Origin of the sequence: Pseudomonas sp. DD1 (assembly GCF_044510355.1) — a bacterium.
In the GTDB taxonomy this organism is placed as follows: Bacteria; Pseudomonadota; Gammaproteobacteria; order Pseudomonadales; family Pseudomonadaceae; genus Aquipseudomonas; species Aquipseudomonas shahriarae.
Map to the genome: position 1 here is coordinate 556,755 of NZ_MSAJ01000029.1, position 14,333 is coordinate 571,087.

Below are 14,333 nucleotides of genomic sequence, written 5' to 3' on the forward strand. Positions count from 1 at the left end.
ATGCTGGACTGGAAAAACCGTGCAGGCAGCGCCCCAGGCCCAAGCCCTGCGCCCAAGTCGGCCTCCCGCAGCTATTTTCGTAATCTGTTGATGAGCCGTGCCCTGATGACCCTGGTGGTGATTTACCTGTTGGTCACCGGTGGCCTGGGCTGGTATTGGAGCCAGGAGCCAGCGTTGTTCCCGGTCCAGCAAAACGCGCAAATTGCCGCCGAAAAAGACGGCAAGCAAATGGTCATCGGCTTTACCACTGTCGAAACCGTCAAGACCGTGGTGGGTACCCTGCTGAACAAGCCTGGTGGTTATATTTCCAATGACCGCTTCCCGCCTGGGTTGTGGATGGACAATATGCCCAGCTGGGAATATGGCGTGCTGGTGCAGGTGCGTGACCTGACCCGTGCCCTGCGCAAGGACTTCGCCCGCTCGCAATCGCAATCGGCAGAAGACGCCGACCTGGCCAAGGCCGAGCCGCGCTTTAACTTCGACAACAAGAGCTGGGTGCTGCCCTCCAGCGAATCGGAGTACCAGGAAGGCATCAACTCCCTGAACCGCTATCAGGCGCGCCTGTCCGACCCCAACCAGAAAGGCGCGTTGTTCTACGCGCGTGCCGACAACCTGAACAACTGGCTGGGCGATGTTGCTACCCGCCTCGGTTCGTTGTCGCAGCGCCTGTCGGCCAGTGTCGGCCGGGTCAAGCTCAATACCGCGCTGAAAACCGAAACGCTGGCGCCGGGCGAAGTGCCGCAGCTCGATGAAGAAGTGGTGGAAACCCCATGGATGCAGATCGACAACGTGTTCTACGAGGCCCGCGGCCAGGCCTGGGCCCTGTCCCACCTGTTGCGCGCCATCGAAGTCGACTTTGCCGACGTGCTGGCCAAGAAAAACGCCACCGTCAGCGTGCGCCAGATCATTCGTGAGCTGGAGGCGTCCCAGGAAACCCTGTGGAGCCCGATGATCCTCAATGGCAGCGGCTATGGCGTATTGGCCAACCACTCGCTGGTGATGGCCAACTACATCTCCCGCGCCAACGCGGCGGTGATCGACTTGCGTCAACTGCTGAACCAGGGTTGAGTCATGGTCGATAGCGCCAAGGAGGTCGCGCACCGCGCGGCCTCGGATGCCGAACACATCGCCTGGGTCGACGAGCAGGACAACCTGCTCGGCGCCCTGGTGCGTGCTGACCTGCGCGAGCGCGGGCTGATCGGGCGCGGCACCTACATCATGCTATTTAACTCGAAGGGTGAACTGTGCGTGCACCGGCGCACCCTGAGCAAAGCCATCTATCCCGGTTACTGGGACGTGGCGGCGGGCGGCATGGTCGGGGCTGGCGAGACCTACGAGCAGTCGGCCGCCCGTGAGCTGGCAGAAGAATTGGGCGTCAGCGGTGTAGAGCTGACCGCCCACGACCACTTCTTTTTCGAGGACACGGGCAACCGGCTCTGGTGCTCGGCGTTTTCGGCGGTCTGGGATGGGCCGCTGCAGCTGCAGCCCGAAGAGGTGCTGGAAGCGCGTTTTATGTCCATTGAGGCAGTCCTGGCCGATATCGAGCAAAAGTCCTATTGCCCCGACTCCCTGGCCGCCTTAAAACGCTATCTGGCGGCGCGTCGCTAAAGTTGCATAAATTGGCGCCATTTGGCTCTTAGCAAGTAGGCTTTTTGCCGTTACACTGCGCGACTTTTCAAGCCGAACTGCCTTGGCGGTTCGGTAGCGCTGCCCCTGCCTGAGTGGGGCTTCGCGGTTGGTGGCCGGTTGACGGGCACTGATCAGTCTTCATCCTCCCAAGAGGATTGCCGGTGGCCAAAAAAGCCGCATCCTTCGCCGCCCTTGGTGGCCTGGTGTTTTCCACCGACGCAGGTCGGCATTGCCCGGACTGTCGCCAGCCCGTGGACGCCTGTACCTGCAAACAGACCCTGATTCCCGAAGGTGACGGTATTGCCCGCGTACGCCGCGAGAGCAAGGGCCGTGGCGGCAAGACGGTGACCACCATCACCGGCGTGCCTCTGGCGGCCGAGCCACTCAAGGAGTTGGCCACCGTGCTGAAAAAGCGCTGTGGCACCGGTGGCGCCCTGAAAGACGGGATCATCGAAATCCAGGGCGATCACGTCGAGTTGCTGTTGGCCGAGTTGATCAAGCTCGGTTACAAGGCGAAGAAATCCGGCGGCTAGCAGCCTCTGTGAAACCCGCACCGACGAGCGCGCTCGTCGTTTCCATGGTTTCACAGAGCCTGTTCCTGACCGGTGTCTAAACTCTGTCCTGCGAGCGGGGTCTACCTCTCTCACAGGCAAATCGTCATTTTCACTCTTTAGACTGCGCCAGCCTCTGACTTGGGTGGCGCTCTTCGACTTTATATAGGGGACTTCGATGTCCGTACGACGCACACGCAAAGACGATGGCAGCCAATGGACAGTTGCGGACAGCCGCAGTGTTTACGGGATTCGCCATTGGGGGGCCGGATATTTCGCGATCAATGATGCCGGTCGCGTTGAAGTCCGTCCGAACGGCCCGAACAGCTCGCCCATCGACTTGTACGAGCAAGTGGACGAGCTGCGCAAAAGCGGCCTGTCCCTGCCGTTGCTGGTGCGCTTCCCGGATATCCTGCAAGACCGCGTGCGCCAGCTGACCGGCGCCTTCGACGCGAACATCGAGCGCCTGGAATACCAGAGCAAATACACCGCGCTGTACCCGATCAAGGTCAACCAGCAGGAAGCGGTGATCGAGAACATCATCGCCACCCAGGACGTGTCCATCGGCCTGGAAGCCGGCTCCAAGCCTGAGCTTCTGGCGGTGCTGGCCCTGGCACCGAAAGGCGGCACCATCGTCTGCAACGGTTACAAGGATCGTGAGTTCATCCGCCTCGCGCTGATGGGGCAGAAGCTGGGTCACAACGTGTTTATCGTGATCGAGAAAGAGTCCGAAGTGGGCCTGGTGATCGAAGAAGCCGCCAACCTCAAGGTCAAGCCACAGGTCGGCCTGCGGGTGCGCCTGTCGTCCCTGGCGTCGAGCAAGTGGGCAGACACCGGTGGCGAGAAGTCCAAGTTCGGCCTGTCGGCGGCGCAGTTGCTGTCGGTGGTCGAGCGCTTCCGCGCCGCCGGCCTGGACCAGGGCATCCGCCTGTTGCACTTCCATATGGGCTCGCAGATCGCCAACCTGGCGGACTACCAGCACGGGTTCAAGGAAGCCATCCGTTACTACGGTGAACTGCGCAACCTTGGCCTGCCGGTGGACCACATCGACGTCGGCGGCGGCCTGGGCGTGGACTACGACGGTACCCACTCGCGCAACGCCAGCTCGATCAACTACGACATGGACGACTACGCCGGCGTGGTGGTGGGCATGCTCAAGGAGTTCTGCGACGCGCAGAACCTGCCGCACCCCAACATCTTCTCCGAAAGCGGCCGCTCCCTGACCGCTCACCACGCCATGCTGGTGGTGCAAGTCACCGACGTCGAGAAACACAACGACGACGTGCCGGTGATCGAGAACAAGGAAAGCCTGCCGGAAACCGTGCAATGGCTGGTTGACCTGCTGGGCCCGACCGACATTGAAATGGTCACCGAAACCTACTGGCGCGCCACCCACTACATGAGCGACGTGGCCGCCCAGTACGCCGACGGCAAACTGACCCTCGCGGAAAAAGCCCTGGCCGAACAGTGCTACTTCGCCGTGTGCCGCCGCCTGCACAACTCGCTCAAGGCCCGCCAGCGCTCGCACCGCCAGGTGCTGGACGAACTCAATGACAAGCTGGCCGACAAGTACATCTGCAACTTCTCGGTATTCCAGAGCCTGCCGGACACCTGGGCCATCGGCCAGGTACTGCCGATTCTGCCGCTGCATCGCCTCGACGAAGAGCCGCTGCGCCGTGCAGTACTGCAAGACCTGACCTGTGACTCCGACGGCAAGATCAAGCAATACGTCGACGAGCAGAGCATCGAGACCAGCTTGCCGGTGCACGGTTTGAACGAAGGCGAAGATTACCTGCTGGGCATCTTCCTGGTGGGCGCCTACCAGGAGATCCTCGGGGACATGCACAACCTGTTCGGTGACACCGACTCGGTGAACATCTACCAGCGCGACGACGGCACGGTCTACAGCGCTGGGATCGAGACCCACGACACCATCGAAGACATGCTGCGCTACGTGCACTTGTCGCCGGAGGAGTTGATGACCCACTACCGTGACAAGTGCGCCAGCGCGAAGATCACGGCGGCGGAGCGTACGCAGTTCCTGGATGCTTTGCGCCTGGGCCTGACCCGCTCCTCGTACCTGTCTTCCTGACTTATCAGATGCGCGGCGCCTCATCCACGTCATAACGGTCGCGCAGCGGAACGCCCATTTCCTCACGGAGGGCGTTTTCCGTGAAGGGATAAGGGTTGACGTTGGTCGCTGGAGTGTTGGGGTTATTGTCAAAGTCGAAAGGCGTGGCATCCGTGGGAATTCCAACCACTTGGTATTCCTCGTTGTTTACGGTTCTCGGCACTCCGCTTCTGAGGAGGGGGGCTCCATTAGCGTCCTTCAGGATTTGTTTGCCAGGTATGCCCGTCCCTGTGGCTCCATTGAACGCGTGAGCGAGTTCATGATGGAGCGTAATCTCCGGGGAGATGGAAAAGGTCTGGTCAAAGTCAGCGGGTTCGAAAACGATTTCGGGCTGGGTCGAAACTGAACCCGGTTTGTTGTCTTTTATATAACCAAACTCAGGGCGGAAAGGGTCTTTCCTGAGTTCAGCGTTTGAGGTGTACTCATTCCTGAATCCGTAGGCGCTAAAGCCTGGGGTGTGCGATTCGGTAAGGACGATAGGCCTATGCCCGTCTTCAACAAATTGATCCATGGCTTCGAGTGCTTTTTGACCCGCTGGTGAGGCTCTTAGTCGGTCTATAACATCTTCCGTCTGTTCTATGAATTGTTCTGTACCTTTTATTACCAGGCCTTTTCTACCGCTCTCGGAATATGTAACAGGGATGATTTTAGAGTTGCCTTGGTTGTTAATTGTGTCGGTAGACTTGGCATAGATCTTATCGTTTTTATCATAAGAGTTAATGGCGTCGGCGCCCTCGCCGCTATAAAAGGTAGTCCGGTAATAACCACTCAGTGTGTCATTGCCCCTTCCCCCGTTTAGTACAACCTTGCCAGGCCCAGCGTAAAGATGGTCATCTCCCCTGTCGCCGTTGAGGAATAACACTCTGTTGGCAGGACCAAAGCCTGCATACAGGTGATCGTTTCCTTTTCCTCCCGATATCGCAGCGTTGCCCGTGCCGGCAGTAATTGTGTCGTCGCCATCACCGCCAGTTACCGCCATATCGCCGGTGCCCAAGCGTATGTGATCGTTTCCTTTTCCACCGATCACGGTCCCCACTCGCCCATTTGAAACAATATCGTCATCACCGTCGCCGCTGTTTATGTGCATTTCGATGTTGACGTACTTGTCGACGGTAATACGGTCATTGCCTCCAGCAGTGTTGATCCTCAGTGAGTGCGCGTTGTTGTTTGCTGTCAGTGGGAGTTTGTAGTCTTTGCCATTGATACGCGCGTTGAGCTGGTGGTTTGCGCCTACGGTAATACTGACGTTGTCAGCCCGGTCGGAGGTGGTAATCAGCACTCTGCTGACATCGGGCACACGCTTGCCTTGAGGGTCTGTTTTATAGGTTGAAATCTGCTGGATCTTGGTGTTTCCATCATCCGCTAAAACGCTGATATGTGGGGTGCCGACCGGTTCCGCCGGTGGAGTGACGCGTGGTGAAAGGGGGGCTGCGGTTGCTGGTGTCGGGAGTATATTCATTCACAGACCTACCTTGGATGAGAGGTGATGTTTGACCTCGAAGGTGTAAATGCTCTGTGGTCTGCTCCCCGAAAAACAGCCAAGCTGTTTTGTAACAATCAACAGATAGCCCGCGTTCTCAGGGTTGGCCGAGCCAGCGGTCCTGTTTGTTCAGTCGCCACGCAATCGCCCACAACGTCAGACTGCGCACCGCCATAAACAGCAGGAACGTTATCCACAGCCCGTGGTTCCCCAACCCCTGCAACGCCCAGGCAAGCGGCAGCATAATCAGCACCGTCAGCAACATGCCATTGCGCATCTCCCGCGCGCGGGTCGCGCCGATAAACAAACCGTCCAACAAGTAACTCCACACCGCAATCAACGGCAGTACCGCAAGGTACGGCAGGTAGAGATCGGCGGTTGCGCGCACGCTGGGGATATCGGTCTGCATGGCGATAAACAGGTGCCCGCCGAAGGTAAACAGCAGGGCGAAGCCGAGACTGGCGATCAGCGACCAACCGCAAGCGACCACCAGTGAGCGGCGCAGGGCCTGGCGGTCACGGGCGCCGATGGCGTGGCCGCACAGCGCTTCTACCGCGTGGGCCAAGCCATCCAGGGCATGGGCGGTCAGCAACAGCCCGTTGAGCAGCAGGGCATTGGCCGCGACGGTGGCGTCGCCCAACCGTGCGCCTTGCACCGTGATCATGAAAAACACCGACTGCAGCGCCAGGCTGCGGATAAAGATGTCGCGGTTGACCGCCAGCAGCGCGCGCCAGCTTTGCCAGACCTTGAGCGCCGCCCAGGCGATATGCCCAGGGTAGGCGCGCAGGGCTTTTTGCGTGAGGGCCAGGCCGAGCAGGGCGCCGGTCCATTCGGCAATCACCGAGGCCCGCGCCGAGCCGACCACGCCCCAGTCCAGGCCCAGCACAAACCACAGGTTCAGGGCGATATTCACCAGGTTAGTGGTCAATAGAATCGCCAGCGGGGCCCGGGCGTTTTGCGTGCCCAGGAACCAGCCCACCAAGGCATAGGTAGCCAGGGCGGCGGGCAGGCCGAACAGGCGGGTGTGGAAGAACTCGCGGGTCAGTTGATTCAACTCGGCGGAGGGCTGCATCCACTCCAGCGCCAGGTGGCTCAGGGGAATGCCCACCGTGCCCAGCACCATCGCCAACCCCAGTGCCAGCAGCAGACCTTGCAGCAGGATTTGCCGCAGCGCCGCGCCATCATTGCGCCCGGCGGCCTGGGCGGCAAACCCGGTCGTGCCCATGCGCAGAAAGCCCATGGCCCAGGCCAGGAAGGTATACAGGCTGGCCCCTACGGCCACGGCGCCCAATTGGTGGGCGTGGGGCAGGTGGCCGATGACCATGCTGTCCACCAGCGCCACCAGCGGTACCGAAATATTCGACAGAATCATCGGCGCGGCCAGGGCCCAGACACGGCGGTGAGTGGGGCGATGACGCCAGTCGGTGAGTAAGGTGGACATGCGGGCTCCTTGGGGGAGCGGCATTGTAACGCTGCCTGGGCAGCATCGCAGACCCAATGTGGGAGCAGGCAAGCCAGCTCCCACAGCAGGTCCCAGCGTTGTGGGTGGCAATGTCGGCATGATGAAGGCTCATGGCTGCGCTGATGAGCTTTCGCTTCTGGCCAGCACGCGAGGCTGAGTTAAATACCCGCCTTCTCCTCAGAACAGCCAAACTCCATGGATAACTCCGATATCGCGATCACCCTGGTCCTGATCTCCGCCTTCATGCACGCCACCTGGAACGCTGTTGTCCGAGCCGGCAGCAGCCGCTTCATGACCCTGGCCATCGTCGATGGCACGGCGCTGGTGATCTGCCTGGCGGCGCTGCCGCTGGTCAATGTGCCGAGCCTGCAAGTCTGGGGTTATGTACTGCTCTCGGTGATATTGAATACGGTCTATCGCCTGTTTCTGATCAAGGCCTATGAGACGGGCGACTTCGGTCAGGTCTACCCGGTGATGCGTGGTGTGCCGCCGGTGCTGGTGGCGTTGTTTTCCTACTTTCTGCTGCATGAGCAACTGTCGTTCCAGGCGATGGCCGGGGTGTTGTTGATTTGCCTGGGGATCATCAGCCTGACATTTGTGCGCAGGATGACCGCGCACATGCTCAAACCAATCCTGATGGCGGTGGGCGCTGGAGTGTTTATTGCGTCCTACACAGTGGTGGACGCCAAGGGTGTGAGAGCCAGTGAAACGGTGCTGCAATACATTATTTACCTGACGGTGTTCCAGAACATTCCTATCCCGCTGCTGGCGTTTTGCAAGGAGCGTGCGGCACTTGTCCAAACCATTGGCAGTCATTGGCGAGTGGGTGTCTTGGGGGGGGGGGGGGTTACCTGGCATCCTACGGCCTGGTGTTGTTCGCGCTGTCGCTGGACGCGGTGGCCAAGGTCTCAGCGCTGCGGGAAACCAGTGTTATTATCGGCGCCATTATTGCCGCGCTGTTCTTTCATGAACGGTTCGGCTGGCGACGGATGCTCTCGGCGTGCGTCATTGTTTGCGGGATCATCCTGATCAAAGTGAGCACTTGATGGCTCAGCGTCCTCCACCTACTGCGATGCTTCAGGCTTTTGTCAGCGCCGCGCAAACGGGCAGTTTCGCGCGTGCGGCATCTGAGCTTAACCTCACCGCCAGTGCCATCAGCCATCAAATTGCGGGCCTGGAAGAGTGGTGGGGCGTGCAGTTGTTTGAGCGGCACTCACGTGGCGTCAAGCTGACGTCGGCAGGGCACGCCTTGTTGCCGGTCACTGATGGGTTTTTCAAAGGGCTGGAGGCGGCGTTGCAGGTTCTCAATCCGCGCGAAGCCCAACCGTTGTACCTCTCGTGCACCTCTTCACTCTGTTCGACCTGGCTGATTCCCAGAGTGCATGGCTCGCATACTGACGCCTCGTTCAATCTCGACCTGGTGCTGACCAGCGCAGATATGAGCCCTGCCAGCCTGGGTGCTCATCAATTTGATGTCGCAGTGGTCATAGGTGGTGGGGACTATCCGGAGCATCATGTCGAGTTGCTGATGCGCGATGCGGTGTTTCCCGTATGTTCGCCGGCGTTTTATCGCGAGCATGGCGATATTGCGCCGAAGGATATCGCCCGGTACCCATTGATTCACCGGGCGGATGATCAGATCTGTCCGGGGTGGGAGAGTTGGTTTGCGTTCCAGGGGGTGGCGGCGCCCCCGTATCACCCTGGGCCTCGGTTTCCGGATTCGAGCCTGGCTATAAGCCTTGCGGTCAAGGGGGGTGGGATCGCTCTGGGCCGGACGGCGTTGGTATACGACTAATTGGAAGAGGGGGCGTTGGTTGCCTTGAGCAGCCCGGTGATGATGTCGCCGGCGGCGTACTACATTATTTGCCGCAATGGTCGACAGTCCGAGCCGGCCATCGCCCGGTTGATTGAGTGGCTCAAGCTCAGCGCGGGTGAATTTTTGCGGGAGGTTGGGGCGAGGCATCCGCAAATAGCGGGCGCTGGAGCATTTCAGAGGTAGGGTTTGACCTGACTTGGCCTGCACGCAGAACCAAATCGCCCTCCGTCGGTCAATGTGATCGCCACCATAACCCGCTTCACTGGCGCTGATATATAGTTCCCCCCTCAGACACCCTCACAACGAGTGCCCTATGCTTAACAAAGGATTGTTCCTGGCCTGCACGCTGGCCCTGCTGAGCGCCTGCGATTCTTCCGACAAACCAGCAGCCCCAGCAGCCCCTGCGGCAGCGGTGACGGCGCCGGCCAAGGCCGCGGTAGACGTGGCGACGCTCAAGCAGCGTTATGCCGGCCGTGAGTTAAGCGTGGTGGACGTGTCTGAGGTGCAACTGGATGGCGCCAGCACCTTGTCGGTGAGTTTTTCGATTCCGCTGGACCCGGACCAGAAGTTCGCCGACAAGCTGCACCTGGTGGACAGCAAATCCGGCAAGGTCGACGGTGCCTGGGAGCTTTCCGACAACCTGATGGAACTGCGCCTGCGCCACCTGGAGCCCCAGCGCAAACTGGTGCTGACCGTGGACGCCGGCCTGCGTGGGGTGAATGACGCCAAGCTCGCCGCCGAGTACGTCAGCCGCCTGGAAACCCGCGACCTGCAAGCCACCGTCGGCTTCGCCAGCCGTGGCACCCTGTTGCCCACCCGTCTGGCCGAAGGTTTGCCGGTGATCGCGCTGAATGTCGACAAGATCGACGTCGAATTCTTCCGCATCAAGTCCGAATCGCTGCCGGCGTTTCTCGCCCAGTGGGGCCGCAATACCAGCCTGCAAAGCTATGAATCCCGCGAACTACTGCCCATGGCCGACCTGGTGTACGGCGGCCGTTTCGACCTCAATCCTGCGCGCAATACCCGTGAAACCCTGCTGCTGCCCATCGCCGGCCTCAAGCAACTGCAACAGCCGGGCGTGTACCTGGCGGTGATGCGCGCCTCGGGCACTTACAACTATTCGCAACCGGCCACGCTGTTCACCCTCAGTGATATCGGCCTGTCGGTGCACCGTTACGCCAACCGCCTGGATGTGTTTACCCAGGCGCTGGAAGGCGGCAAGGCACTCGATGGCGTCGAGCTGGAAATCCTCGATGCCGAAGGCCGCGTGTTGGGCCAGGGCAAGACCGAGAAGGGCGGCCACGCCGAACTGCCATTGCCGAAAAAGGCCCAGGTACTGCTGGCCAAGCAGGGCGAGCAAACCAGCCTGTTGCGCCTCGACAGCGCAGCGCTGGACCTGGCCGAGTTCGATATCGGTGGCCAGCCCGCGCACCCGCTGCAATTCTTTGTGTTCGGCCCGCGTGATCTGTACCGTCCTGGCGAAACCGTGCTGCTCAACGCCCTGCTGCGCGACAAGGACGGCAATGCCGTCAAGCCGCAGCCCGTGAGTGTCGAAGTGCGCCGCCCGGATGAACAGGTCAGCCGCAAATTCGTATGGGACGCCGATGCCTCTGGCCTCTATCAGTATCAGTTGCAGTTGGCCGGCGAAGCGCCGACCGGGCGCTGGCAGCTGGTGTTTGACCTGGGTGACGGTAAGCCGCAGCTGTATGAATTCCTCGTCGAGGACTTCCTGCCCGAGCGCCTGGCCCTGGAACTCAAGGGCAGCGACACGCCGTTGAGCCCGGCGGACAACGCCGTTATCCAGGTCAACGGCCGCTACCTCTACGGCGCCCCGGCGGCGGGCAATCGCCTGAGCGGGCAAGTGTATGTGCGCCCTCTGCGCGAGGCGGTCAAAGCCCTGCCGGGCTACGAGTTTGGCTCGGTAACGGAAGAAGAGCTGAGCCAGGATTTTGAACTGGACGAAAGCGTGCTCGATGCCCAGGGCCAGGAAAAGCTGACCCTGGAAAGCAAATGGAGCGAGGCCAAGTCGCCGCTGCAACTGATCGTGCAGGCCAGCCTGCAAGAATCCGGCGGGCGCCCGATCACCCGCCGCCTGGTACAGCCGGTATGGCCGGCCGAGCAACTGCCCGGCCTGCGCGGCTTGTTCGATGGCAAGGAGACCGATGGCGATGGCCCGGCGGAATTCGAAGTACTGCTGGCCAACCAGCAAGGTGACAAGCTGGCGGCGGACAACCTCAAGGTCCGCCTGATCCGCGAGCGCCGCGACTACTACTGGAACTACTCGGACAACGACGGCTGGAGCTATCACTACAACGAGAAATTCCTCAACCTCGATGAGCAGACCGTCAACATCAAGGCCGGCGATACGGCCAAGGTCAGCTTCCAGGTGGAGTGGGGCCCTTACCGCGTCGAAGTCGAAGACCCACAGACCGGGTTGATCAGCAGCAAGCGCTTCTGGGCTGGCTACCAGGCTCAGGACAACACCGAAGGCGGCGCCGTGCGCCCGGACCAGGTCAAGCTGGCGCTGGACAAACCGGCATATGGCGATGGCGATACGGCCAACGTCACCGTCACCCCGCCGGCAGCCGGCAAGGGCTACCTGTTGGTCGAATCCAGTGAAGGCCCGTTGTGGTGGCAGGAAATCGAGGTGCCGGCCGAAGGCAAGAGCTTTGCAGTGAAGCTCGATCCGAAATGGTCGCGTCATGATCTGTATGTCAGCGCGTTGGTGATCCGTCCCGGCGAGCGCAAAGCCAACATCACCCCCAAACGCGCCGTGGGCTTGCTGCACCTGCCGTTGGATCGTACCCAGCGCAAACTGGGCCTGACCCTGACTGCACCGGAAAAAATGCGCCCCAAGCAGCCACTGACGGTCAAGGTCGCGGCAAAAAATGCCGATGGCAGCGTGCCGAAACAGGTGCATGTGCTGGTGGCGGCGGTGGACGTGGGCATCCTCAATATCACCGAGTACCCGACCCCGGATCCTTACTCCAGCCTGTTCGGCCGCAAGGCGTATGGCGTGGATCAGTTCGATATCTATGGGCAGTTGATCGAAGCCGGCCAGGGCCGCCTGGCCAGCCTGGCCTTTGGTGGTGACGCGGCGCTGGCCAAGGGCGGTAAGCGCCCGGACACCAGCGTCACCATCGTCGCCCTGCAAAGCGCGCCGGTGACCCTGAACGAGAAAGGCGAGGGCGAAGTCAGCGTCAATATCCCCGACTTCAACGGCGAGCTGCGCCTGATGGCCCAGGCCTGGAGCGATGACCGCTACGGCATGGCCGAAGCCAAGACCGTGATCGCCGCGCCCTTGATTGCCGAGCTGTCGGCCCCACGCTTCCTCGCTGGTGGCGACCAGACGCGCCTGGCGTTGGACCTGTCCAACCTGTCGGGCAAGGCGCAGAAGCTCGATGTGCAACTGACCGCCGAAGGTCAACTGACCCTGCTGGGCGAGCCATCGCAAAGCGTGCAAGTGACCCAGGGCCAGCGCACCACCTTGCAGATTCCAGTGCGTGCGCTGGGCGGTTTTGGCCAGGGCAAGATCAAGGTTACGGTCAACGGCCTGGACCTGCCGGGCGAGAACCTGCCGGCGTTTACCCGCGAATGGACATTGGGTGTGCGCCCGGCTTATCCGGCGCTGCTCAAGCAATACCGCGCAGTGCTCAAGGACGAAGCCTGGAGCCTGCCGGACAGCGAACTGGCCCTGTTTGAACCGGCCGGGCGTGAGGCGCTGTTGAGCCTGTCGAGCCGCCCGCCGTTGAACCTGGGCGAGCAGATTCGTGCGCTCAAGGCCTACCCGTATGGCTGCCTGGAGCAAACCGCCAGCGGCCTGTACCCGTCGCTGTACGCCGACGCCGCCGTGCTGACGCGCCTGGGGTTGACCGGCGAGCCGGATGCCGAGCGCAAACGCAAGATCGAACTGGGCATCGAGCGCCTGCTGGGCATGCAGCGCTACAACGGCAGCTTTGGTTTGTGGGGCGCCGATGGCGAGGAAGAATACTGGCTGACGGCGTACGTCACCGACTTCCTGCTGCGCGCCCGCGACCAGGGTTTTGCCGTACCGCCTGAAGCGCTGAAAAAGGCCAGCGAACGCCTGCTGCGCTATGTGCAGGAACGCAATCTGATTGAAGTCGACTACAGCGACAACGCCGACCACACGCGCTTTGCCGTGCAGGCCTACGCCGGGCTGGTGCTGGCGCGCAGTCAACAGGCGCCGCTGGGCGCATTGCGCAGCTTGTTCGAACGCCGCAGCGATGCGCGTTCCGGCCTGCCCCTGGTGCAGTTGGCGATTGCCTTGCAGAAAATGGGCGACCAGCCGCGCGCCGACCAGGCATTGCTTGCCGGTTTGGCGGTCAAGCGCAAAGCCAATGAATGGCTGGCCGACTACGGCAGCCCACTGCGTGATCAGGCGATGATCCTGGCCTTGCTGGAAGAAAACGACCTGGCCAAGGGCAAGCGTGAAGAGCGCCTGTTCGAGCTGTCGGACCAGATGGCGGCCAGCCCATGGCTGTCGACCCAGGAGCGCAACTCGCTGTTCCTCGCCGGCCGTGGCCTGCTGGGCAAACCGGAAACCAATTGGACGGCGCAGTTGAGCAGCGGCGGCGAAACCCGCGAGCTGAACAACGGCCAGTCCGGCCTGAAGTTGGAAGGCCCGTTGCTGGCTTCACCGCTGACCCTGCGCAACCCGGGCAGCGAGCCGATTTACCAGCAACTGAGCATCTCCGGTTATCCACAGCACGCGCCGGTAGCGGGTGGCGAAAACCTGAGTATTCGTCGTGAGTACCTGGGGATGAACGGCCAGCCGCTGAACCTGCAAAACCTGCGCAGCGGCGACCTGGTGCTGGTGCACATTGCGGTCAGCGCCAACAAGCAACGGGTGCCGGATGCACTGGTGGTCGACCTGCTACCAGCTGGCCTGGAGCTGGAGAACCAGAACCTGGGCCAAAGCGCCGCCAGCCTGGAAAACGCCAGCAGTCAGGTCAAGGAATGGCGCGAGTCGATGCAGAATGCGTCGATCAAGCATCAGGAATACCGCGATGATCGCTATGTGGCCGCGCTGAACCTGGACGGCTACGGCACCACGCACCTGCTGTACCTGGCCCGCGCTGTCACGCCTGGGACTTATCGCGTACCGCCGCCGCAAGTGGAGTCGATGTACCGGCCGAACTGGCAGGCAGTGGGGGATACCCCAGTGGATATGGTGATCAAGGGGCGTTAAGCGCCTTCTGTAGGAACTGGTGCTGCCTTTAATGTGGGAGCTTGCCCGCGATAGC

Annotated in this window: 8 protein-coding genes and 1 pseudogene; 7 read left to right on the forward strand and 2 right to left on the reverse strand. The window is 61.3% G+C overall.

Annotated elements, in window-relative coordinates:
* The 4 genes from PSFL_RS18775 to speA all read left to right on the forward strand — a co-directional run bounded on the left by PSFL_RS18775 (position 1) and on the right by speA (position 4,272).
* On the forward strand, positions 1-1,068 hold the full coding sequence (locus PSFL_RS18775) for a DUF2333 family protein (RefSeq protein ID WP_057437575.1): 1,068 nt from the start codon (positions 1-3) through the stop codon (positions 1,066-1,068).
* Between the two features lie 3 nt (positions 1,069-1,071).
* The gene (locus tag PSFL_RS18780; protein ID WP_057437578.1) at positions 1,072-1,608 is read left to right on the forward strand and encodes an NUDIX hydrolase; all 537 of its coding nucleotides are present in this window, start codon (positions 1,072-1,074) and stop codon (positions 1,606-1,608) included.
* 182 nt (positions 1,609-1,790) lie between these two features.
* Positions 1,791-2,162: a translation initiation factor Sui1 gene (locus tag PSFL_RS18785; protein WP_029297635.1), complete on the forward strand. Its 372-nt coding sequence runs from the start codon at positions 1,791-1,793 to the stop codon at positions 2,160-2,162.
* Positions 2,163-2,358: 196 nt separating this feature from the next.
* Complete coding sequence (speA, locus tag PSFL_RS18790; protein ID WP_029297633.1) at positions 2,359-4,272, forward strand: arginine decarboxylase; 1,914 nt, start codon at positions 2,359-2,361, stop codon at positions 4,270-4,272.
* Between the two features lie 4 nt (positions 4,273-4,276).
* Here the strand turns inward: speA and PSFL_RS18795 are convergent, their stop codons facing one another.
* Positions 4,277-5,770 (reverse strand): M91 family zinc metallopeptidase, encoded by a 1,494-nt coding sequence (locus PSFL_RS18795; protein ID WP_120731451.1) that lies wholly within the window; start codon positions 5,768-5,770, stop codon positions 4,277-4,279.
* A 118-nt stretch (positions 5,771-5,888) separates the two neighbouring features.
* Positions 5,889-7,232, reverse strand: coding sequence for an MATE family efflux transporter (locus PSFL_RS18800; RefSeq protein WP_057958218.1), 1,344 nt, complete (start codon positions 7,230-7,232; stop codon positions 5,889-5,891).
* A 216-nt stretch (positions 7,233-7,448) separates the two neighbouring features.
* Between PSFL_RS18800 and PSFL_RS18805 the strand changes: the two are divergent.
* From PSFL_RS18805 to PSFL_RS18815, 3 genes and pseudogenes are all read left to right on the forward strand, one after another.
* Positions 7,449-8,299: pseudogene (locus PSFL_RS18805) on the forward strand (EamA family transporter).
* Positions 8,299-9,048: a LysR family transcriptional regulator gene (locus tag PSFL_RS18810; RefSeq protein ID WP_397470362.1), complete on the forward strand. Its 750-nt coding sequence runs from the start codon at positions 8,299-8,301 to the stop codon at positions 9,046-9,048. Before PSFL_RS18805 ends, PSFL_RS18810 begins: the two are co-directional and overlap by 1 nt.
* A 334-nt stretch (positions 9,049-9,382) precedes the next feature.
* Complete coding sequence (locus PSFL_RS18815; RefSeq protein WP_397470363.1) at positions 9,383-14,278, forward strand: alpha-2-macroglobulin family protein; 4,896 nt, start codon at positions 9,383-9,385, stop codon at positions 14,276-14,278.
* The last annotated feature ends 55 nt before the right edge of the window (positions 14,279-14,333 follow it).

What these genes read in the sequence shown, in the direction of transcription:
- PSFL_RS18780 (WP_057437578.1), top strand. Translation starts at nt 1,072, where the DNA reads ATGGTCGATAGCGCCAAGGAGGTCGCGCACCGCGCGGCCTCGGATGCC.
- PSFL_RS18800 (WP_057958218.1), bottom strand. Translation starts at nt 7,232, where the DNA reads ATGTCCACCTTACTCACCGACTGGCGTCATCGCCCCACTCACCGCCGT.
- speA (WP_029297633.1), top strand. Translation starts at nt 2,359, where the DNA reads ATGTCCGTACGACGCACACGCAAAGACGATGGCAGCCAATGGACAGTT.
- PSFL_RS18775 (WP_057437575.1), top strand. Translation starts at nt 1, where the DNA reads ATGCTGGACTGGAAAAACCGTGCAGGCAGCGCCCCAGGCCCAAGCCCT.
- PSFL_RS18815 (WP_397470363.1), top strand. Translation starts at nt 9,383, where the DNA reads ATGCTTAACAAAGGATTGTTCCTGGCCTGCACGCTGGCCCTGCTGAGC.
- PSFL_RS18810 (WP_397470362.1), top strand. Translation starts at nt 8,299, where the DNA reads ATGGCTCAGCGTCCTCCACCTACTGCGATGCTTCAGGCTTTTGTCAGC.
- PSFL_RS18795 (WP_120731451.1), bottom strand. Translation starts at nt 5,770, where the DNA reads ATGAATATACTCCCGACACCAGCAACCGCAGCCCCCCTTTCACCACGC.